The sequence below is a fragment of the Micromonospora sp. WMMD964 genome, assembly GCF_029581455.1.
GTDB lineage: Bacteria > Actinomycetota > Actinomycetes > Mycobacteriales > Micromonosporaceae > Micromonospora.
The window spans coordinates 234,213-255,501 of record NZ_CP120860.1 but is presented as its reverse complement, the minus strand read 5'-3'; the positions used below and the strand labels follow the sequence as shown (position 1 = coordinate 255,501).

Below are 21,289 nucleotides of genomic sequence, written 5' to 3'. Positions count from 1 at the left end.
TGTCGTCAGCGGGTCTGCAGCGGCGCGGTTCGGGCGTCCGTGAGCGCCACCAGATCGGCCGCGGCCAGTTCGAGCTGCAGGCCACGCCGACCAGCCGAGACGTAGATCGTCGGGAGATCCAGCGCGGAGTCGTCCAGCACGGTCGGCAAGCGGCGGCGTTGCCCGAGCGGGCTGATCCCCCCACGTACGTAGCCGGTGGCCCGCTCGGCGACCGCCCGTTCGGCGAGCGTCGCCCGCTTGCCACCGACGGCCGCCGCGAGAGCCTTCAGATCCAACTCGCCGGTGACCGGGACGACCGCGACGGTGAGCCCACCGTCGACCTCCGTCACCAGCGACTTGAAGACGCGCTCCGGTGCCACGCCGAGCGCCACCGCCACCAACGCGCCGTAGTTCGGGGCCTCTGGCGACACCCGGTACGGGTGGGTGCGATGCGCAATTCCGCGCTTGACCAACAACGCCGTCGCGGGCGTGCCCTGTCCTGCCATGCCGACGACGCTAGGCCACCGGCTGTCCGATCAGCACTGTCGGTGCGCCGGCCACCCGGGTGAGCACCAGGCTCGCCGAGGCGTCGCCGGTCAGCCGCAGGTCCCGTCGAAGCTGCTCCGGGGTGAGGGCGGAACCCCGCTTGAGGATCTCCACCCGCCCCACCCCGCGCTCGCGCAGCAGCGCCCGCAGACGCTTGAGCGAGAACGGCAGCACGTCGGTGATCTCCAGGCAGCGCGCGTACGGGGTGCGGGTGGGGTGGTCGGCGTAGAGGTAGGCGATGCTCGGGTCGCCGAGGGTGGCGGCCAGTTCGGTGGCGAGTTCGGCGACGAGGTGCGCGCGGACCACGGCCGGGTCCGGGTCGTACAGGTAGCGACGGGTCGGGCCGACCGGCGCTTCGTCGGTGCCCGAGCCGGTGAGCTGGTGGATCTCCGTACGGAACACGCTGGCACGGCGGGGCACCTCGGCCAGTTCACCGCACCAGAGCGCGGCCTCGACCAGGTCGCCGTCCACACTTACCCACTCCGCCTCAGCGCCCGCCGGAACGAGCCCGTGGTCCAGGCCCGGCGCCACCTTCACGACGGTGCGCGGCACCCGGTCGGCCAACCCGGTCACGAAGTCCCACGGCGGCGAGTAGGCGCGCGGATCGAAGATCCGTCGCCCGGTGCCGGTCGTGCGGCGGGCCGGGTCGCAGAAGACCCCGTCGACGCGTGACACGTCGAACGCGGTGGCATCCCCGCACTCGACGGTGAACAGGTCGGCAAGCCCGGCCGCCGCGGCGTTGGCGGCGGCCATCGCCGCGGTCACCGGGTCGGCCTCCACCCCGTACACCCGGATGCCGGCACGGGCGGCGGCCAGTGCGTCGGCGCCCAGGCCGCACCCGAGATCGGCCAGGGTGCGCACCCCGGCGGCGTGCAGCCGGGCGGCCCGACGGTCGGCGACCACCCGACGGGTGGCCTGTTCCAGGCCGGGGCGGGTGAGGAACATCCCGGCGGCGGCCGGGCCGAACTTGCCGACCGCCCGGTGGCGCAGCTCGGCCTGGGTGAGCGCCGCCGCGGCCAGCGTCGGCGGCACCCCGGCGGCGCGCAACGCCGAGGCCGCGGTCAGTGGATCACCGCCGGCGAGACCGGCCGCCGCGGTGAGCGCGGCCGACCCCTCGGGGGTACGCAGCGCCGCCAGCTGATCGAGATCCACGCCGTCATTCTCCCGGTCGGACCAAGAATCCTGGCTGGCGGGGCGCGACGCGCTGGCACTCTCCTTGACGGAGTGCTAGCCACGGAATAACCTGCGATTAGCACTCTCACCCTGAGGGTGCCAGCTTCCGGGTCTCACGACCCGGGTGCGCAACGCCAGGCGGACCGGCACCCGCGACGACGGCCCCGCCCGGTGGCATGAGGCAGATTGACGCTGGTCGGCCCCGCCGGCCAGCAACGAAACCAGTACCCCAGGAGGGTATGCCCGTGACTACCGCGACCAAGGTTGCGATCAAGCCGCTCGAGGACCGCATCGTGGTCCAGGCGAACGAGGCTGAGACCACCACGGCGTCGGGCATCGTGATCCCCGACACCGCCAAGGAGAAGCCGCAGGAGGGCACCGTCCTCGCTGTGGGCCCGGGGCGCGTCGACGACAACGGCAACCGGGTTCCGGTTGACGTGCAGGTCGGCGACACCGTCCTCTACTCGAAGTACGGCGGCACCGAGGTCAAGTACGCCGGCGAGGAGTACCTGGTGCTCTCCGCCCGCGACGTCCTCGCGGTCATCGAGAAGTAAGCAACCGATCAGTTCCATTGCCCCGGTCCGGCTCGCCGGGCCGGGGCAGTGGCGCTTCGAAGGGACATTAATGGCGAAGATCCTGAGCTTCTCGGACGACGCCCGGCACCTGCTGGAGCACGGTGTCAACGCCCTCGCGGACGCGGTCAAGGTCACCCTCGGCCCGCGCGGGCGCAACGTCGTCCTGGACAAGAAATTCGGTGCGCCGACGATCACCAACGATGGTGTGACCATCGCCAAGGAGATCGAGCTCACCAACCCGTACGAGAACCTCGGCGCGCAACTGGTCAAGGAGGTGGCGACCAAGACCAACGACGTCGCCGGCGACGGGACCACCACCGCGACCGTGCTGGCCCAGGCGATGGTTCGCGAGGGTCTGCGCAACGTGACCGCCGGGACCAACCCGGCCGGCCTCAAGCGGGGCATCGACGCGGCGGCCGTCAAGGTCTCCGAGGCGCTGCTCGGCCGTGCCGTCGAGGTCACCAGCAAGGAGTCGATCGCGAACGTGGCGACGATCTCCGCGCAGGACGCCACGATCGGCGACCTGATCGCCGAGGCGATGGAGCGGGTCGGCCGCGACGGTGTCATCACCGTCGAGGAAGGCTCCATGCTCACCACCGAGCTGGACGTGACCGAGGGTCTCCAGTTCGACAAGGGCTTCATCTCGCCGAACTTCGTCACCGACCTGGAGAGCCAGGAGTCCGTCCTCGAGGACGCGTACATCCTGGTCACCACCCAGAAGATCTCGGCGATCGAGGAGCTGCTGCCGCTGCTGGAGAAGGTCCTGCAGAACAGCAAGCCGCTGCTGATCATCGCCGAGGACGTGGACGGCCAGGCGCTCTCCACCCTGGTGGTCAACTCGCTGCGCAAGACCCTCAAGGTCTGCGCGGTCAAGGCCCCGGGCTTCGGTGACCGGCGCAAGGCGATGCTCCAGGACATCGCGATCTCCACGGGTGCCGAGCTGGTCGCCCCGGAGCTGGGCTACAAGCTCGACCAGGTCGGCCTGGAGGTGCTCGGCACCGCTCGGCGCGTCGTGGTCGACAAGGAGAACACCACGATCGTCGACGGTGGCGGCCAGAAGGCCGACGTCGCCGACCGGGTGGCCCAGATCCGCAAGGAGATCGAGGCGTCCGACTCCGACTGGGACCGGGAGAAGCTGGCCGAGCGGCTGGCGAAGCTCTCCGGCGGCATCGCCGTGATCAAGGCTGGTGCGGCCACCGAGGTCGAGATGAAGGAGCGCAAGCACCGCATCGAGGACGCCATCGCGGCGACCAAGGCTGCGGTCGAGGAGGGCACTGTCCCCGGCGGCGGTGCCGCACTGGTGCAGATCCTCTCGGTGCTCGACGACGACCTGGGCTTCACCGGTGACGAGAAGGTCGGCGTCTCGGTCGTGCGCAAGGCGCTCGTCGAGCCGCTGCGCTGGATCGCCCAGAACGCCGGCCACGACGGCTACGTCGTGACGCAGAAGGTCGCAGACCTCAGCTGGGGCAACGGTCTCGACGCCGCCCAGGGCGAGTACGTCGACCTGGTCAAGGCCGGCATCATCGACCCGGTGAAGGTGACCCGCAACGCGGTCACCAACGCCGCCTCGATCGCCGGTCTGCTGCTCACCACGGAGAGCCTCGTGGTGGACAAGCCGGAGCAGGCCGAGCCGGCCGCCGCCGGTGGGCACGGCCACGGCCACGGCCACCAGCACGGCCCGGGCTTCTGATCCGGTAGCGACACCCGTTCCGGGGCACACCGTCGTACGGCGGTGTGCCCCGGCTCGTTCTCGCGCTTCTCTGGTCATTACCGAACGCTGACGTTGTTGGCGACCGGGCGAGATGATCGCGCACACTGGGCCGATGAGCACCACGTCGCCGCGCTACGCCGCGCTGGCCGGAGTGACCGCCGCCGCCGTCGCGATCGGGATCGCCGAGCCGGTGGCGGTGCTGACCGGTCCCCGGTCGGCGCCCCTGGTCGCGGTCGGCGGGGCGGTCGTGGACGCCGTCCCCGAGTCGTTGAAGCAACTCGCCATCGACCTCTTCGGCACCGCCGACAAGATCGCCCTGCTGGTCGGCACGGGCCTGTTGCTGGGAGGGTTCGCCGCACTGTTCGGTGTGCTGGCGGTCCGTCGGCTGGTGTTCGGCCTGACCGGCATCGCCGCGTTCGGCGTCATCGGCGTGACCGCCGCGCTGACCCGGCCCGGTGCGGACGCCTTCGACGCGCTGCCGTCCCTGGTCGGCGCCGCCCTCGGCGCCCTGGTGCTCTGGCTGTTCATCGACGGGCCGTTCGAGCTGGACCCCTGGCCCTGGTCCCCACCCACCCCGACCGCGCCGCCCGCCGGCGCGGTGTCGTCCGCCGACTCGGTGCCTTCTGCGGGTTCGGTGCCCTCTGCGGGGCCGGGTCCGGATTCGTCGATGACGCCCGCCGCTCCCGCGCCGGTGGTCCCCGCCGGGCCGGACGGCCCCGCCGAGGTCGACCCCGAGTCTCGGCGGCGGTTCCTCACCGGCAGCGGGGTGCTGCTCGGCACCGCCGTGGTGGCTGGTCTCGGTGGGCGCTGGCTGGCTGGACGACGCGGCGTCTCCGCCGCGCGGGACGCGATCCGACTACCCGCGCCGGTCGCCCCCGCGCCGGCCGTGCCGGCCGGCGCGGACCTCTCGCTGGCGCAACTCGCGCCGTACGTCACCCCGAACCTGGGCTTCTACCGGATCGACACCGCGCTCGTGGTGCCGCAGGTCGACCCGGACACCTGGCGGCTGCGGATTCACGGTCGAGTCGGCACCGAGCGCACCTACACGTACGCCGACCTACTGGCCCGGCCGCTGGTGGAGCGGTACGTCACGCTGGCGTGCGTCTCCAACGAGGTGGGTGGGGACCTGATCGGCAACGCCCGTTGGCTCGGCGTACCCCTGCGAGAGCTGCTGGACGAGGTGGACCCGGACGAGGACGCCGACCAGGTCGTCGGCCGGTCGGTCGACGGCTGGACCTGCGGGACGCCCACCGCGGCGCTGCGCGACGGGCGGGACGCTCTGCTGGCGGTCGGAATGAACGGCGAGCCGCTGCCGGTCGAGCACGGCTTCCCGGTCCGGATGGTGGTGCCCGGCCTCTACGGCTACGTGTCGGCGTGCAAGTGGGTGACCGAGCTGGAGTTGACCAGGTTCGCCGACTTCGACGCGTACTGGGTGCCCCGCGGCTGGTCCGCCCAGGGGCCGATCAAGACCCAGTCCCGGATCGACGCTCCCCGGCGACGCAACCGGCTGACCAGCGGCCCGATCACCGTGGCCGGCGTGGCATGGGCGCAGCACCGGGGTATCCGCCGCGTCGAGGTACGCGTCGACGATGGGGCCTGGCAGGAGGCGACACTGGCCCCGACGGTGTCGGTGGACACCTGGGTGCAGTGGTCGTGGCGCTGGGACGCCACGCCGGGTGAGCACCGCCTCCAGGTCCGGGCGACGGACGCCACCGGGGAGACCCAGACCGAGCGTACGCAGGGCGTCGCCCCCGACGGCGCGACCGGCTGGCACACCGTCACCGTCACGGTCCGCTGACCACGCGCTGGCGCGGAGCCGCCAGATGTCCGCCGGCGCGGGGGTGATCCGCCCTCGCCCAAGGGTCGGAGGCGCCTGACCCGGGTGGGCCGGAGCCTGGCCGTGCAGATCTTGGACAGTTTCCGTTACGTCGGAACGGAAACTGTCCAAGATCTCGCGGGCGAACGACTGCAGAAAGGCCGGCATCCGCCTCTGCGACGGGCCGGTCCGTGCCGCCCCGGTCCGTGCCGTGCTGGGCCATGCCGCACCGCGCCGGGCCGCACCGCGCCGGGCCGCACCGCGCCGGGCCGCACCGCGCCGGGCCGCACCGCGCCGGGCCGCACTGCGCCGGGCCGCACTGCGCCGGGCCGCACTGCGCCGGGCCGCACCGCGCCGGGCCGCACTGCGCCGGGCCGCACTGCGCCGGGCCGCACCGCGCCGGGCCGCACCGTGACACACCACGCCGTGCCAGGCCGCGATGTTGGACGGGGGCAGCGGCGAGCGCTTGTCGCGGACGGGTACGCCGCTGACCGGCACCCCCGGTTGTGGGGTGCCGGTCAGCGGTCGGTGTCCTGTTGGTGCGGTGGGTCAGCTGTTCCAGTACTGGCCGACCAGGTCGGCAGCCTGCTGCTCCCACTGGGCGTACGCGTCCGGGTAGGCGGAGACCTGCACGGTCTGCGCGGCGTCGGTCAGGGGCATGTCCTGCCACCCGTCAACCTGACGCAGGCCCTTCAGGAACGCCGTGGTCGAGTAGGCGGGGTCGGTGATCTGCTCCGGGGTACCCCAACCGCTGGACGGTCGCTGCTGGAACAGGCCCAGCGAGTCGTGGTCGTTGGCGTCGCCGAGGTGGCCCAGGTTCTCCAGCTTGGACTCCTGCAGGCTCGTCGCGATCGAGATCACCGCGGCCCGCTCGGGCAGGCCGGCCTTCTTCGTCGCGGCGATGATCGCCTTGACGTTGGCGGTCTGCTCGTCGTTCAGGTCGATGTGGGACTGGTTGCCCTGCGTGCCGTGCGGGATCAGCTTGGCGGTGTCCGGCTTGTCGGCCTGAACCGCTACCGCGACCGGCTTGGCGTCGACCATGTCGGTGTGGGCGGCGATCGGGCCGGCGAACACACCACCGGCGAACGCGAGACCAGCAACGGACAGCACGCTCTTACGCATGATCGTGTTCATGGGGGAAGCTCCTTCGGGGGTAAGGACACCCGCCGAGATCGCGCGGGTGTGAGCACCTCGTCCGGCGCTGCAACAAAGCCTTGGGGGATCATCGGCGGCCTACGAGCGGGGGCTCGCGGCGCCGGGACCGTGTGTAACGACCCGGGGTCGGGGGTCGTTCCCGGGGGCGGACCATCGGGCCGGCAGCCCCTGGTCCTGCGATCGTCAGGGTGTGTAACGACCCCGGCCCGGCCATGATTCCGACTCACGGGTGCGGCCGGTCACAGGACGAAACGCTCACAGGGCTTCGATCAGCCCAGCCGTGTCCAGTCCGAATGGGCGGATCCGGGCATAATTCTCAACCACTTGCCACAAGTGTCGCCTGGTGGCCGCGAGCGGGCATGTGCGGTGCCAAGCCGCAACGGGTACGGACACGCCGAAACGCGCCCCCTGACCGGGGGCGCGTTCGTGCAGTTCAGGTATGTGCCGGTTCAGGCCACGTTGCGCTGAATCGGGATAGTCGACTTGTGTGGGTGGCCGAGTCGGGCCTCCAGTCGCGTGATGTCGACCCGTGCGTGCCGACGGTCGGCCAGGTCCTCCCAGCCGACGGCGAGCAGTCGCAGCCGCTCCGACTCGCTGAAGCCGCCCCACACGCCGTACGGTTCGCGAACCGACAGTGCGTGGGCGGCGCATTCGGCCCGGACCGGGCAGGCGCGACAGACCGACTTGGCGGCGGACTCGCGGCGCAGTCGGGAGGAGCCTCGCTCGCCGTCGGGGTGGAAGAACTGGGCGCTGTCCCGCCCTCGGCAGGCACCGAGTCGCTGCCAGTCCCAGAGATCGACGATGGGTCCGGGCAGTCTACGTACGTTCGACATCAGCACCCCTCCTCCCGCGCGGCTCCGCGAGAATCCTTTGGCCGGTGTCCGGGCGGCGGGCCGCGCAGGCGCACCGTTCCCGGCCTGGACCTCCCGGTACCCGGGCTGTTGTCAGCTCACACGTGTGTGATCGAAAACGTCCCGCAAATTGCGGCTTTTGCCCCTTCTGTCGGAAAAGTTCGAAGGATTGCCGGGAACCCCCTCCCCAGCCGACCCCGTCATGGTCTGCTCGTTGGCGGAGAGGAGACCACAGTGCGTAGCGTCCTTGTGTGCGTTCGGACACCACTCGCGGCCCAGCACCTTACTTCTGCTGCCGCGCGGCTGGGGTTGTCAGCAATCGTTCGTACCGCCGTCTCCGATCCTGAGGTGATGCTGCGGTTGGCCGAGCGACCGGCCGACGTGGTGCTGGCCGACACGGCCCTCACCCGGCCGGACAGCGCGGGCTTCGTCCGTCGGGTGTTGGCGCGTGCGCCGCAGGCCGCGGTGCTGTTGCTCGGCACCGAGGAGTCCGAGGCCGCGGCGGCCACCATCAGCGCCGGTGCCCGGGGCCTCATCCAGAACGTCGACCACGACCTGACCAGCGCCGTGGCCAAGGCCCTGCTGCTGCTCGCCGCTCCCGGTCGAGCCTCCCGGCAACGGATCACCGACCCGGCCCGGAACGCCGCGGCGGTGGGCGGTTCCGGCCGCTCCGGACCGTCGCCGCGTGGCTCCGGCGAGCCCGGCTGGGCGGCCACCCCCGGCGAGGGGGCTGCGGGTGTGCCGTCGGTGCCGGTGCAGCGGGGCGACGACGAGGCCGAGTCGGCCACCGGCGATGCGTCGGCGGACCAGAGCGAGGCGGCCCGGCCCACCTCGAACGCCCTACCCACCCGTGCGTCGATCGGGCTCACCGAGCGTGAGCTTCAGGTGCTGCTGGGCATGGCCGAGGGCAAGAGCAACGCGGAGATCGGCCGGGAGCTGTTCGTGTCGGAGGACACCGTCAAGACGCACGCCCGCCGGTTGTTCCGCAAGCTCGGGGCGCGGGACCGGGCGCACGCGGTGGCGGCGGGCTTCCGCGCCGGCCTGGTCGCCTGACCCGTCCGCGCAGAGCGTCGCCCGCGCGACTGCCGCGACCGGGAGACCTTCGCCGAGGTGTCCGGCACGATCAGCACGCGAACGGCCGCGAGGACGGCCGCAACGGCCGCCGCGCCACACGACAGCACCGGCCCGCGCGACGACGGCCGCGACGCCCCGGCAGCGTTACTGCGCGGCGGTCGGGGTGCCCGGCTCGTCCTCGGTGCCCTCGGAGAGGGTGTCGTGCACCCCGTCGGCGTACCCCCGGGCGTAGTCCCAGGTCACGTAGTGGTCCGGGTCGGGGTCGTAGGCAGGCTCGTGCACCCGGGGGCGACCCGAGTTGAGCAGGTGCCGCAGGTTGCCCCGGAGCAGGTCCCAGTCGAAGTAGTGCGGCTCGCGGCAGTCCTCGCATTCGATCACCAGCCCGCGGACCCCGATCGGGGCCAGCAGTGCCTGGTATATCTCCAGGTCGGCGAGGTCTTCCAGCACGTCCTGCCGCTCGACGTCGGTCAGCGGATCCGGCGTCGCGTCATCGCCCGGGTCGTCCAGACCCGCGGTGGGATCGGCCGGGTCGCCGTTGAACGGGTCGATGGGCTCGTCGTGCACCCCTTCACCGTAGACCTAACGCGGCGCGGACGTCCGCCCCCCGGCCGCGCGCCGGGCCGGGCCGCCACGGACGGGTCGCCCAGCTCACTGGGTACGATGAGGCGACGTGCCGGCACCGTGGCGCGTTCCGGTGCCCGCCCGCGCCACCTCGCTGAAGCCCATCCGAGCAGCTCAGGGGAGCAATCGTGGAAAATTCGCCCAGCACTGATCTTCCGGCCGGCGTCGAGCACGCCGACCTGGGCGGCCACCTGCCCGAGCTGCCGGCCGGCTCGGCCCGGGTGGTTCCGCTCGGCCTCACCTTCGACGACGTGCTGTTGCAGCCGGGCGAGTCGGACGTGGTGCCCAGCCGGGTCAACACCCGGACGAAGCTAACCCGCAACGTCGAGTTGTCGATTCCGCTGCTCTCCAGCGCGATGGACACGGTGACCGAGGCCCGGATGGCCATCGCCATGGCCCGCCAGGGCGGCATCGGCGTGTTGCACCGCAACCTGTCCCTCGAGGACCAGGCGCTCCAGGTCGACCTGGTCAAGCGCTCCGAGTCCGGCATGATCACCAACCCGGTGACCGCCAGCCCGGACGACACGCTGCGCGAGGTCGACGAGCTGTGCGGGCGCTACCGCATCTCGGGTGTGCCGGTGGTGGACGGCGACGGCCAGCTGGTCGGCATCGTCACCAACCGGGACATGCGTTTCGTCTCCGAGCCGAACACCCCGGTCCGCGAGATCATGACCCGCACTCCGCTGATCACCGCGCGGGTGGGCGTCAGCAAGGACGACGCGCTGGCGCTGCTGCGTCAGCACAAGGTCGAGAAGCTGCCGATCGTCGACGACTCGGGTCGGCTGCGGGGCCTGATCACGGTGAAGGACTTCACCAAGAGTGAGCAGTACCCGGACGCCAGCAAGGACGACGCCGGTCGCCTGCGGGTCGCCGCCGCCATCGGTGTCGGCGAGGACGCGTACAAGCGGGCCCGTGCCCTTGTCGACGCGGGCGTCGACGTGCTGATCGTGGACACGGCGCACGGCCACCAGCGGGCCGTGCTGGACATGGTCCGCCGGCTGAAGGCCGACGTCGCGGTCGACATCATGGGCGGCAACGTGGCCACGTACGCCGGCGCGAAGGCGCTCGTCGACGCGGGCGCCGACGGCGTCAAGGTCGGCGTGGGGCCGGGCGCGATCTGCACCACCCGGATCGTCGCCGGGGTCGGCGTGCCGCAGGTGACCGCGATCATGGAGGCGGCCCGGGCCGCCCGTCCGGCCGGCGTGCCGGTGATCGGCGACGGCGGCATCCAGTATTCGGGCGACATCGCCAAGGCCCTGGTGGCCGGCGCCGACACGGTGATGCTCGGCAGCCTGCTGGCCGGCTGCGAGGAGAGCCCCGGTGAGCTGATCTTCGTCAACGGCAAGCAGTACAAGACCTACCGCGGGATGGGGTCGCTCGGCGCGATGCAGTCCCGGGGCCAGGCCAAGTCGTACAGCAAGGACCGCTACTTCCAGCAGGACGTGCTCAGCGACGACAAGCTCGTCCCGGAGGGCGTCGAGGGCCAGGTCCCCTACCGGGGGCCGCTGTCCCGGGTGGCCCACCAGCTGGTCGGCGGGCTGCGGCTGGCCATGGGGTACGCCGGTGCGGAGAACATCCCCGATCTGCACCGCCGGGGCCAGCTCATCCGGATCACCGCGGCCGGCCTGAAGGAGAGCCACCCGCACGACATCCAGATGACCGTCGAGGCGCCCAACTACCACACCCGCTGACCCACCACCCCCAACCACCTGGAGTCCCCCATGCGTGACGTGGTCGAGATCGGGCTGGGCAAGACCGCGCAGCGCGGTTACCACCTGGACGACATCGCCATCGTGCCGAGCCGCCGCACCCGGGACGTCGACGACGTCTCCACCTCCTGGCAGCTCGACGCGTACCCGTTCGGCATCCCCTGCGTCGGTCACCCCTCCGACGCCACCATGAGCCCGGCCTCGGCGGTGCGGCTCGGTCAGCTCGGCGGCCTCGGCGTGCTCAACGTCGAAGGGCTGTGGACCCGCTACGAGAACCCGACGAAGGTGCTGGAGGAGCTGGCCGGCCTCGACGAGGACGCCCGCGCCACCAAGCGGCTCCAGGAGGTGTACGCCGAGCCGATCCGTCCGGACCTGATCGCCGAGCGGGTTCGTGAGCTGCGTGCCGGCGGCGGCACGGTGGCGGTGCGGGTCTCCCCGCAGCACACCCTGGCGCTGGCTCCGGTGATCCTGGACGCCGGGGTGGACATCCTGGTCATCCAGGGCACCATCGTCTCGGCCGAGCACGTGTCGACCACCGACGAGCCGCTGAACCTCAAGGAGTTCATCGCCGACCTGGACCTGCCGGTCATCGTCGGCGGTTGCACCGACTACAAGACGGCTCTGCACCTGATGCGTACCGGTGCGGCCGGTGTGATCGTGGGCATCGGCGGCGACGAGTGGTCGACCACCGAGTCGGTGCTGGGCATCCGGGTGCCGATGGCCACCGCGATCGCGGACGCGGCGGCGGCCCGTCGCGACTACCTCGACGAGACCGGCGGCCGGTACGTGCACCTGATCGCCGACGGTGACATGCAGACCTCGGGCGACATCGCCAAGGCCCTCGGCTGCGGTGCGGACGCGGTGATGCTCGGTGAGCCGCTGTCGCTCTGCGAGGAGGCGCCCGCCGGTGGTGCCTGGTGGCACTCGGCGGCGAGCCACCCGTCGTTGCCGCGTGGCGCGTTCGAGGTCGCCGGTGAGCCGCTCGGGTCGATGGAGGAGCTGCTCTTCGGGCCGGCGGACGAGCCCGACGGCCAGCTCAACCTGTTCGGTGGGCTGCGCCGGGCGATGGCCAAGTGCGGCTACCGCGATCTGAAGGAGTTCCAGAAGGTCGGCCTGGTCCTCGACCGCTGACCCGTTCCCCGGACCTGCGAAGGCCGGCCCGCACGGGCCGGCCTTCGTCGTGTTCAGCCTGCTGTCACTTCTCCACGTAGATGGTCAGGTCGGACATGTTCCGGTAGCTGCTCGCCGCGAAGTCGAGCGACTGACCCCGGTTCTCGGTGCCGCCCGGTGCGGTGTCCATCTCCCAGTTGGCGTGGTGGAAGTTCCGTTCGCCGATGGTCTGGAAGAACTGCTGGAAGTTGATGTCGCCCTCGCCCAGCGGGACCATCTGGTGGCCGTTGGGGACGCTGGTGTCCCGGTCGCCGTCCTTGGCGTGGAAGAGCGGGAACCGGGTGGTCCGGTCGGCGACGGTGAGGATCGGGTCGAAGAGGTCGGTGACCTCCTGGCCGGCCGCGTTGACGTACTTCTGGTGCTTGTAGCGGGCCACGTAGGCCCAGTAGATGTCGAGTTCGAAGAAGACGTACCGCGGGTCGGTGATCTCGAAGAAGTATTCGAGTCGGCGGATGCCGGACGACCGGGTCTGCCGACCCTGCGCGTCGCGCGGACCACGGTCGATCAGGAAGCTGTACGCGGCGTCGTGGTTGTGCGTGTAGAGCCGCATGCCCCGGGCCTTGGCCTGCCGGCCCAACTCGTTCCAGATGTCCGCGGCGGCGTCCCACTCGGCCTTGTACGCGCTGTTGGTCGGGTCGCTGCCGGTGCCGATGTTCTTCATGCCGAGTTCCTCGGCGATGTCGAGTTGCTGCTGGAAGGTGGCGGGCTGGATCGTGGCGTGGGTGCCGTTGGCGACCAGGCCGTTGTCGTCGAGGATCTTGCGGATCTCGGCCGGGGTGATCTGCCGACCGAGGATCTCGGTGCTCTGCGTGTAGCCGGCGAACTCGATCTCCTTGTAGCCGATCTCGGCGAGTCGGGCGAGGACGCGCTCGAAGCCGTAGGGCACTCCGCTGTCGTCCGGCGCGGCGGTGATCCGGTCGCGGACGCTGTAGAGGATGATGCCGCGGTTGCGGGCCGGGATCAGCGGCTCGACCCGCAGCTTGCCGGCGTTGCCGGGGTTGGCGAGTGCGGGGGTGCCGGTGGCGAGGACCGGCAGGCCGGCCGCACCGATCGCGGCGGCGGCTCCGGCGGAGGCGGCGAGCAGGGATCGGCGGCTCAACCGGGGGGTGGGGGTGGCGTCGGGTGCGGTGTGGTCGGGCATGGTTCCACCTTTCGCGACGGTGGTCGGGAACAGACACTAACGTCGGTCTAAGTCGAAAGAAAGTGAAGATCGATCACTACTTTTGTTTGTTCCAACGAAAGTGACTGATGATCGTCGATATCGACCGCGCGACCGGTGGCGCTGACTACGCTCGTCCTGACCGTGATGCCGCAGGAGGAGAGTGCATGGTCCGAACCCGACGGACACCGGCCCGCAGTCGACCGACCGCCCTGGCCGCCGCGTTGACCTGCGTGGTCGCGCTGTTCACCGCCGGTTGTACGGGCGACGACAACGACGGCTTCCGGCCCGGCGCCGCCGACGCCGGTGACCCGTACGTGCCGGGGCACGGCAACGGCGGCTACGACGTCACGCACTACGGCCTGGACGTCCGCTACGACCCGTCGACCGACCGGCTGACCGGGCGGGCCGTCATCACCGCCACGGCCACCCAGGACCTGTCCCGGTTCAATCTGGACCTGGTCGGCCTGGACGTCGGCACGGTCCGGGTGGGCGATGCGGCGGCCGACCACGGCCGCGCCGACGCCGAACTCGTGGTGACCCCACGCGACGGGCTCCCGCGCGGTCGGCAGTTCACCGTGACGGTCGATTACGCGGGTGTGCCCACCGCCGTCGAGGACGGATCGTTGGGCAGCGGCGGCTTCCTGCACACCGCCGACGGTGCGGTCGCTCTCGGGCAACCCGACTCGGCCGCCACCTGGTTCCCGGTCAACGACCACCCCTCGGACAAGGCCACCTACGACCTCGCGGTGACCGTCCCGGACGGCCTCGCCGCGCTGAGCAACGGGGTGCCCGGCCCGAAGAGCAGCGCCGCCGGCTGGACCACCTGGCGCTGGTCGGAGCGCGCCCCGATGGCCAGCTACCTCAGCACCCTCGTGATCGGCGACTACCGGGTGGTGACCGGCACCCACGCCGGTCGGCCGATGGTCACGGCGGTGGCGGCGAGCCTGCCGGCGACCGGTGCGGCGGCCACCTCACTGGCCCGGACCGGGGAGATCGTCGACTTCCTGGCCAGCCGCTTCGGTCCGTACCCGTTCGACTCGTACGGCGGGATCGTGATCGCCGACGACCGGGTCGGGTACGCGCTGGAGACCCAGTCGCGCCCGGTCTACGGACCCGCCTTCTTCGCCGACGACCGGCCCAACCCGGGTGTCGTCGCGCACGAGCTGGCCCACCAGTGGTTCGGCGACAGCGTGTCGCTGGCCAGGTGGGGTGACATCTGGCTCAACGAGGGCTTCGCCAGCTACGCCGAGTGGCTGTGGGAGGAGCACGACGGCGGCCGGACCGCCCAGCGCAACTTCGAACTCCAGTACGCGAAGACCGACTGGTCGCAGCCGTCGGTGGAGCCGGGCCGCGAGCTGATGTTCGGCACGGCCGTCTACCAGCGCGGGGCGCTGGCCGTGCACGCGTTGCGCCGGACCGTCGGTGACGACACGTTCTTCCGCATCCTGCGGACCTGGACCGCCGAGCGGGCGGCGGGCAACGCGACCACCGCGGATCTCGTGGCGCTCGCCGAGCGCGTGGCGGGCCGGCAGCTGAGACCGCTCTTCGACGCCTGGTTGGTGGGCGGGTCCGCCCCCACACTGCCGTGACGGAGCCGTGATCACCGGTCGATATGCTCCGGCCTGCGAGAAGCGGGAAACCGTGGCCTCGCGCGGAGCGGCGTAGGCCGCCACCGCCACACGGGGAGGGTGGAATGCGGGTTACGCGGCACGGACTGCGGACGAGCGCCGGTCTGCTGGTGGTCGGGGCGCTCGCGCTGTCCGGATGCGGTTCGTCGGCGCCGAAGGCGGCACCGTCGCCGAGCGCGTCCCCCACCCCGTCGCGGACGTTCAGCGCGGGTGCCGAGGGAGTCGGCGACGCCTACTTCCCGACCTACGGCAACGGTGGGTACGACGTCGGGCGGTACACGGTCAAGGTTCGCTACGACCCGGCGAAGGACCGGCTGACCGGCACGACCACAGTGCAGGGCACCGCCACGGCCGACCTGTCGTCGTTCAACCTCGACCTGGCCGGTCTGACCGTCACCGCGGTCACCGTGGACGGCGCACCGGCGGCCCACAAGCGCAAGCGCAACGAGCTGGTCGTCACTCCGGCCTCCGGGCTGATCAACGGCAACGGGTTCGTCGCCGAGGTCACCTACGAGGGTGTGCCGAAGCCGCTGAAGAACGAGACCCTCGGTGAGGGCGGCTTCCTGCACACCGCCGAGGGGGCCATCGCGCTGGGCCAGCCCGAGTCGGCCAGCACCTGGTTCCCGGTCAACGACCACCCGTCGGACAAGGCGGCGTACGACTTCGAGGTCACCGTCCCGGACGGCCTGACCGCGGTCAGCAACGGCGTTCCCGGCGGCAAGACCAGCGCGGGCGGGTGGACCACCTGGAAGTGGTCGGAGAAGTCACCGATGGCGAGTTACCTCAGCACGCTGGTGATCGGCAAGTTCCGGATCACCACCGGTGAGCACAAGGGTCGTCCGGTGTACAACGCGGTCGCCACGAACGTGGCCAAGGGCGCGGCTGACTCGTCGATCGCCCAGACCGTCAAGGTGGCCGACTACCTGGAGAGCGTGTTCGGGCCGTACCCGTTCGACGCGTACGGCGGTGTGGTGGTCTCGGACAGCCGGATCTCGTACGCCCTGGAGACGCAGAGCCGGCCGGTCTACTCCGCCGGGTTCTTCCGGCAGGGCGAGAACACCGAGGTGGTCGCCCACGAGCTGGCGCACCAGTGGTTCGGTGACAGCGTCGCGTTGGCCACCTGGGAGGACATCTGGCTCAACGAGGGCTTCGCGACGTACGCGGAGTGGCTCTGGGCCGAGCACACCAAGGCGTACACGGCCAAGCAGGCGTTCGACATCCGGTACACCCAGGTGCCCGCGCAGGTGTGGAAGACGCCGCCGGGCAAGCCGGGTGTGAAGCAGTTGTTCAGCGAGTCGGTCTACCAGCGTGGTGGCATGACCCTGCACGCCCTGCGGGTGGCGGTGGGCGACAAGGCGTTCTTCGAGATCGTCAAGACCTGGGCCGCGGAGAAGCGCAACGGCACCGCCACCACCGCCGAGTTCGTCGCCCTCGCCGAACGCGTCTCCGGCAAGAAGCTCGGCCCGCTCTTCGACGCCTGGCTCTACGGAACGAAGAAGCCGGCCTCGCCCAAGCGCCTCTAGAGGACTGTCAGTTCTTGACGACCAGGGTGGGGTGGGCTGCCAGGTAGGCGTCGGCGCGACCGGCACGGAGTTCGGTGATGAAGTCACGGCCGACCTTGGTGAGCTGTTCGCCACGGTAGGCGCTGCCCTTGCCGACACCGGAGCCGGGCAGGCCCACCAGCACGAACTTGTTCTCCGGCACCCCGCTGAGGGCGTAGGCGATGTCGACGATCCGCCGTCCACCCACGTAGATCAGCGTGTCTCCCAGTGCGCCGACCACCTGGTCGACCCGATCCGGTTGGCGGGCCAGGTTCTCGTCCAGGATCTTGCGGGTGAGTGCCTTGATGAGTTGCTGCTGGTGGCGCTGCCGGGCGTAGTCGCCGCCGGTGATGTAGCGCTGCCGCGCGTAGTCCAGTGCCTGCCAGCCGTTGAGGTGTTGCTCGCCCTTCTCGTAGACCTGCTGCGGCCCGGTGTAGCCGCCCGGCGCGCTCTGCCGGTACTTGCCGTCCGGTCGGCGGTGCAGCGACTCGACCCGCTGGTCGACGTAGATGTCCACCCCGCCGAGAGCGTCGACCAGCCGGTCGAACCCGTTGAAGGTGAGCACCGCGCCCGCGTCGATGCGGAGCCCGGTGTAGCCGCTGACCGTGCTGCGCAGCAGCTCGTACCCCTGGGCGGTGTTCGGCTCCTTGGGTTTGCCCGGCACCCTGCTGCCGAAGCTCATCGCGTGGGTGAGCTTGGTCTTACCGCCCTTGTAGCCGGCCTTCGGGAACGCCGGGATGTCCACCAGCAGGTCGCGGGGGAGCGAGAAGAGGTACGCCTGACCCAACCCCTTCGGCACGTGCAGCACCAGCACGGCGTCTGAGTGCGGTTCCCACCCGGGCACGCTGACCCGGGTGTCCACACCGACCAGCAGCAGGTTGAGCGGGCCGGTGATGTCCGCGCCCGGCGGTGGGCCGCTGGGGCTCGGGGTGGGCGTGCCGATCGGCGACGGGGTCGGTGAGCCGGCAACCGGGCCGCCGCCCGGCTTGCTGTCACCGGTCAGCCGGGTGACCACCACCGCGCCGGCCGCGATCAGCGCGACGGCGGCGAGGGCCGTCAAGCCCAGCAGCAGCCACCGTCGGCGCGGCGCCATCGACCCGAGGATCATCTTGGATTCCTTCCACCCGTCTGGTGAACAACGTTCCGACGGGTGCTCCGGGTTGCGGCCGGGAGGCGCCGGGTCGGTCGGCCGGAGCATGATCGCGCGAAAACTGCCGCTGGCGCGAGCGTTACTCGCGAGTAATGATGCGTCCATGCGGTACGACGTGCTCGTCATCGGGTCCGGCTTCGGCGGAGCCGTCACCGCGCTCCGGCTGGCCGAGAAGGGTTACTCGGTCGCCGTGTTGGAAGCCGGTCGGCGCTTCACCGACGACGAGTTCCCACGGACGTCCTGGCGGGCCCGCCGGTTCCTCTGGGCGCCGAGGCTGGGCTGCTACGGCATCCAGCGGCTCACCCTGCTCCGCCCGGCCCGCCGAGGTGCCGGCAGCGGGGTGCTGGTGCTCTCCGGCGCCGGGGTGGGCGGCGGCTCGCTGGTCTACGCGAACACCCTCTACGAACCGTTGCCCGCCTTCTACGCCGACCGGCAGTGGCGCGACATCACCGACTGGCGGGACGAGTTGGCCCGTCACTACGACCAGGCCAAACGGATGCTCGGGGTCACCACGTATCCGGTGGACACCGGCGCGGACCGGGCCATGCGGGCGGTGGCCGAGCGGATGGGGGTGGGGCACACCTTCCACGCCACCCCGGTCGGCGTGCACATCGGCCGCCCCGGCCAGCGGGTCGCCGACCCGTACTTCGGTGGTGCCGGTCCGGAGCGCACCGGCTGTCTGCACTGCGGGTCGTGCATGACCGGGTGCCGGCACGGGGCGAAGAACACGCTCGTCAAGAACTACCTGTGGCTCGCCGAGCGGCTCGGGGTCACGGTGCTGCCGCTGACCACGGTGACCGCCGTCCGTCCGGCCGCCGACGGCGGGTACGACGTGCACGCCGAACGCACCGGCGCGTGGCTGCGCAAGCGGCGGCAGGTCCTGCACGCCGACCAGGTGGTGTTCGCCGCCGGTGCGCTCGGCACCCAACGACTGCTGCACGCCATGCGGGCCGACGGCGTGCTGCCCCGGCTCTCGCCCCGCCTCGGCGAGCTGACCCGGACCAACTCGGAGGCGATCCTGGGCGCCTCGGTGCCCCGCCGACGGGCCCGGTCCGAGCGGCTGGACTACACCGAGGGGGTGTCCATCACCAGCTCGTTCCACCCGGACCCGCAGACCCACGTCGAGCCGGTCCGCTACGGGCGGGGCTCCAACGCGATGGGCCTGCTCCAGTCGCTGCTGGTCGACGGTGGCCCACACCGGGTGCGGCGGTGGCTGGGCGTCATCGTGCGGCAACCGGGGCTGGCCGCCCGGATGCTGTCCGTGCGCGGCTGGTCGGAACGGACGGTGATCGCCCTGGTCATGCAGTCGGTGGACAACTCGCTGACGACCCGGTGGCGGCGCGGCGTGTTCGGCCGTCGACTGGTCACCGGCCCGGGCCACGGCACCCCCAGCCCCACCTGGATCCCGGCCGGCAACGCCGCCACCCGGCTGCTCGCCGAGGAGATCGGCGGCACACCGGGCGGCTCGCTCACCGAGCCGTTCGACATCCCGATCACCGCGCACATCCTGGGCGGGGCGGTCATCGGAGCGACACCGGCCGACGGGGTGATCGACCCCTGGCACCGGGTGTACGGGCATCCGGGGCTGCACGTCGTCGACGGCGCGGCGGTCTCCGCCAACCTCGGCGTGAACCCTTCCCTGACGATCACCGCCCAGGCGGAACGGGCGATGTCCTTCTGGCCCAACCAGGGCGAGCAGGACCTCCGCCCGCCGCTCGGGTCCCCGTACCGCCGACTGGCAGCCGTACCCCCCAAGCACCCGGCGGTGGCGGCGGACGCCCCGGGCGCGCTGCGTCAGTGAGCCCGGCGGACGCCGCAGGGCGAGCCGGTGCCGGGCATGGCCGTGACTGTCGGTAGGCTTTGTGCACATGAGCCTGCCTCGCCCCGTCCTCGTGGTGGACTTCGGAGCCCAGTACGCCCAGCTCATCGCCCGCCGGGTCCGTGAGGCGAAGGTCTACTCCGAGATCGTGCCGCACTCGATGCCGATCGCCGAGATGCTGGCGAAGAACCCCGCCGCGATCATCCTCTCCGGTGGCCCGTCCAGCGTCTACGCGCCGGACGCGCCGCAGATCGATGCGGGCCTGTTCAGCGCCGACGTGCCGGTCTTCGGCATCTGCTACGGCTTCCAGGCGATGGCCCAGGCGCTCGGTGGCACCGTCGCGAAGACCGGTAACCGTGAGTACGGCGGCACGCCACTGCGCCCCCGCCTCCTCGACCCCGGTGTGCTGCTGCGGGACCTGCCCGCCGACCTGCCGGTGTGGATGAGCCACGGCGACTGCGTCACCGAGGCTCCGGAGGGCTTCACGGTCACCGCCGAGTCGGCGGGCGCGCCGGTGGCCGCGTTCGAGGATCTGGCCGGACGGCGGGCGGGTGTGCAGTTCCACCCGGAGGTCGGGCACACCGCGCACGGGCAGGAGATGCTGACCCGCTTCCTCTACGACATCGCCGGCATCGAGCCGACCTGGACGCCCGAGAACATCATCGACGAGCAGGTCGCCCGGATCCGCGCCCAGGTCGGCGACAAGGAGGTCATCTGCGGCCTGTCCGGCGGGGTGGACTCGGCGGTCGCCGCGGCGCTCGTGCACAAGGCGGTCGGTGACCAGCTCACCTGCGTCTTCGTCGATCACGGTCTGCTGCGCGCCGGCGAGGCCGAGCAGGTCGAGAAGGACTACGTGGCCGCGACCGGCATCAAGCTGAAGGTGGTCGACGCCGCGGACCGGTTCCTCGGCGCGTTGGCCGGGGTGACCGACCCGGAGCAGAAGCGCAAGATCATCGGCCGGGAGTTCATCCGGGTTTTCGAGGCCGCGGCCCGCGAGATCGCCTCGCACGGCGACGTGGAGTTCCTCGTCCAGGGCACGCTCTACCCGGACGTCGTGGAGTCCGGCGGCGGCACCGGCACCGCCAACATCAAGAGCCACCACAACGTCGGCGGCCTGCCGGAGGACCTGAAGTTCGCCCTGGTCGAGCCGCTGCGCACGCTCTTCAAGGACGAGGTGCGGGCGCTCGGCCTGCAACTGGGCCTGCCCGAGGCGATGGTCTGGCGGCACCCGTTCCCGGGGCCGGGCCTGGCCATCCGGATCATCGGCGCGGTCGACCAGCAGCGCCTCGACCTGCTCCGCGAGGCCGACCTGATCGCCCGCGAGGAGCTGACCGCCGCCGGCCTGGACCGGGGCGTGTGGCAGTTCCCGGTGGTGCTGCTCGCCGACGTGCGCAGCGTCGGTGTGCAGGGAGACGGGCGCAGCTACGGGCATCCCGTGGTGCTGCGCCCCGTCTCCAGCGAGGACGCGATGACTGCTGACTGGTCCCGACTGCCCTACGAGGTGGTCGCCCGGATCTCCACCCGGATCACCAACGAGGTGGCCGAGGTGAACCGGGTGGTCCTGGACGTCACCAGCAAGCCGCCGGGCACCATCGAGTGGGAGTGAGCG

At 71.4% G+C, this 21,289-nt stretch carries 18 protein-coding genes; 11 read left to right on the top strand and 7 right to left on the bottom strand.

The genetic code is table 11. From position 1 onward, the window contains the following. Positions 1-5: 5 nt before the first annotated feature. Complete coding sequence (gene ybaK / locus O7616_RS01155) at positions 6-485, bottom strand: Cys-tRNA(Pro) deacylase (RefSeq protein WP_282305285.1); 480 nt, start codon at positions 483-485, stop codon at positions 6-8. Positions 486-495: 10 nt separating this feature from the next. Continuing rightward, positions 496-1,677: a methyltransferase domain-containing protein gene (locus tag O7616_RS01150; RefSeq protein WP_282305284.1), complete on the bottom strand. Its 1,182-nt coding sequence runs from the start codon at positions 1,675-1,677 to the stop codon at positions 496-498. Positions 1,678-1,937: 260 nt separating this feature from the next. On the opposite strand from O7616_RS01150, the gene groES reads away from it, so the two are divergent. The 4 genes from groES (at position 1,938) to O7616_RS01130 (ending at position 6,215) form a co-directional block, all read left to right on the top strand. Further along, on the top strand, positions 1,938-2,252 hold the full coding sequence (gene groES / locus O7616_RS01145) for a co-chaperone GroES (protein ID WP_030330046.1): 315 nt from the start codon (positions 1,938-1,940) through the stop codon (positions 2,250-2,252). 70 nt (positions 2,253-2,322) lie between these two features. After that, positions 2,323-3,963: a chaperonin GroEL gene (gene groL, locus O7616_RS01140; RefSeq protein WP_282264530.1), complete on the top strand. Its 1,641-nt coding sequence runs from the start codon at positions 2,323-2,325 to the stop codon at positions 3,961-3,963. 133 nt (positions 3,964-4,096) lie between these two features. Beyond that, the gene (locus O7616_RS01135) at positions 4,097-5,782 is read left to right on the top strand and encodes a molybdopterin-dependent oxidoreductase (protein ID WP_282305283.1); all 1,686 of its coding nucleotides are present in this window, start codon (positions 4,097-4,099) and stop codon (positions 5,780-5,782) included. 229 nt (positions 5,783-6,011) lie between these two features. Next, entirely contained in the window at positions 6,012-6,215 is a 204-nt protein-coding gene (locus O7616_RS01130) for a hypothetical protein (RefSeq protein WP_282305282.1), read from the top strand. A gap of 134 nt (positions 6,216-6,349) precedes the next feature. Here the strand turns inward: O7616_RS01130 and O7616_RS01125 are convergent, their stop codons facing one another. Further along, positions 6,350-6,934 (bottom strand): hypothetical protein, encoded by a 585-nt coding sequence (locus O7616_RS01125; protein ID WP_282305281.1) that lies wholly within the window; start codon positions 6,932-6,934, stop codon positions 6,350-6,352. A gap of 470 nt (positions 6,935-7,404) precedes the next feature. Further along, positions 7,405-7,788: a WhiB family transcriptional regulator gene (locus O7616_RS01120; protein ID WP_282305279.1), complete on the bottom strand. Its 384-nt coding sequence runs from the start codon at positions 7,786-7,788 to the stop codon at positions 7,405-7,407. A 252-nt stretch (positions 7,789-8,040) separates the two neighbouring features. Here O7616_RS01120 and O7616_RS01115 point away from each other — a divergent pair, with 252 nt between their 5' ends. Continuing rightward, positions 8,041-8,859 (top strand): response regulator transcription factor, encoded by an 819-nt coding sequence (locus tag O7616_RS01115; protein WP_282305278.1) that lies wholly within the window; start codon positions 8,041-8,043, stop codon positions 8,857-8,859. Between the two features lie 165 nt (positions 8,860-9,024). On the opposite strand, the gene O7616_RS01110 is transcribed toward O7616_RS01115, so the two are convergent. Then, positions 9,025-9,444: a DUF5319 domain-containing protein gene (locus O7616_RS01110; protein WP_282264534.1), complete on the bottom strand. Its 420-nt coding sequence runs from the start codon at positions 9,442-9,444 to the stop codon at positions 9,025-9,027. Between the two features lie 185 nt (positions 9,445-9,629). Here O7616_RS01110 and guaB point away from each other — a divergent pair, with 185 nt between their 5' ends. Together guaB and O7616_RS01100 are read left to right on the top strand one after the other, a co-directional pair. Next, a complete protein-coding gene (guaB, locus tag O7616_RS01105; protein ID WP_282264535.1) occupies positions 9,630-11,192 on the top strand; it encodes an IMP dehydrogenase in 1,563 nt (520 codons plus the stop codon). 30 nt (positions 11,193-11,222) lie between these two features. Beyond that, complete coding sequence (locus O7616_RS01100) at positions 11,223-12,341, top strand: GuaB3 family IMP dehydrogenase-related protein (RefSeq protein ID WP_282264536.1); 1,119 nt, start codon at positions 11,223-11,225, stop codon at positions 12,339-12,341. Between the two features lie 64 nt (positions 12,342-12,405). Here the strand turns inward: O7616_RS01100 and O7616_RS01095 are convergent, their stop codons facing one another. Beyond that, complete coding sequence (locus tag O7616_RS01095) at positions 12,406-13,521, bottom strand: sugar phosphate isomerase/epimerase (protein WP_282305277.1); 1,116 nt, start codon at positions 13,519-13,521, stop codon at positions 12,406-12,408. Positions 13,522-13,706: 185 nt separating this feature from the next. Here O7616_RS01095 and O7616_RS01090 point away from each other — a divergent pair, with 185 nt between their 5' ends. Beyond that, positions 13,707-15,131: a M1 family metallopeptidase gene (locus O7616_RS01090; protein WP_282305276.1), complete on the top strand. Its 1,425-nt coding sequence runs from the start codon at positions 13,707-13,709 to the stop codon at positions 15,129-15,131. Between the two features lie 104 nt (positions 15,132-15,235). Beyond that, entirely contained in the window at positions 15,236-16,693 is a 1,458-nt protein-coding gene (locus tag O7616_RS01085) for a M1 family metallopeptidase (protein ID WP_282305275.1), read from the top strand. Positions 16,694-16,700: 7 nt separating this feature from the next. Here the strand turns inward: O7616_RS01085 and O7616_RS01080 are convergent, their stop codons facing one another. Next, complete coding sequence (locus tag O7616_RS01080) at positions 16,701-17,819, bottom strand: LCP family protein (RefSeq protein WP_282305274.1); 1,119 nt, start codon at positions 17,817-17,819, stop codon at positions 16,701-16,703. 145 nt (positions 17,820-17,964) lie between these two features. Between O7616_RS01080 and O7616_RS01075 the strand changes: the two genes are divergently transcribed. Continuing rightward, positions 17,965-19,662 carry a GMC family oxidoreductase gene (locus O7616_RS01075; protein WP_282305273.1) on the top strand — a complete coding sequence of 566 codons (1,698 nt, stop codon included), beginning with the start codon at positions 17,965-17,967 and terminating at the stop codon, positions 19,660-19,662. A gap of 67 nt (positions 19,663-19,729) precedes the next feature. Next, positions 19,730-21,286 carry a glutamine-hydrolyzing GMP synthase gene (gene guaA / locus O7616_RS01070; RefSeq protein WP_282264542.1) on the top strand — a complete coding sequence of 519 codons (1,557 nt, stop codon included), beginning with the start codon at positions 19,730-19,732 and terminating at the stop codon, positions 21,284-21,286. Positions 21,287-21,289 lie beyond the last annotated feature (3 nt).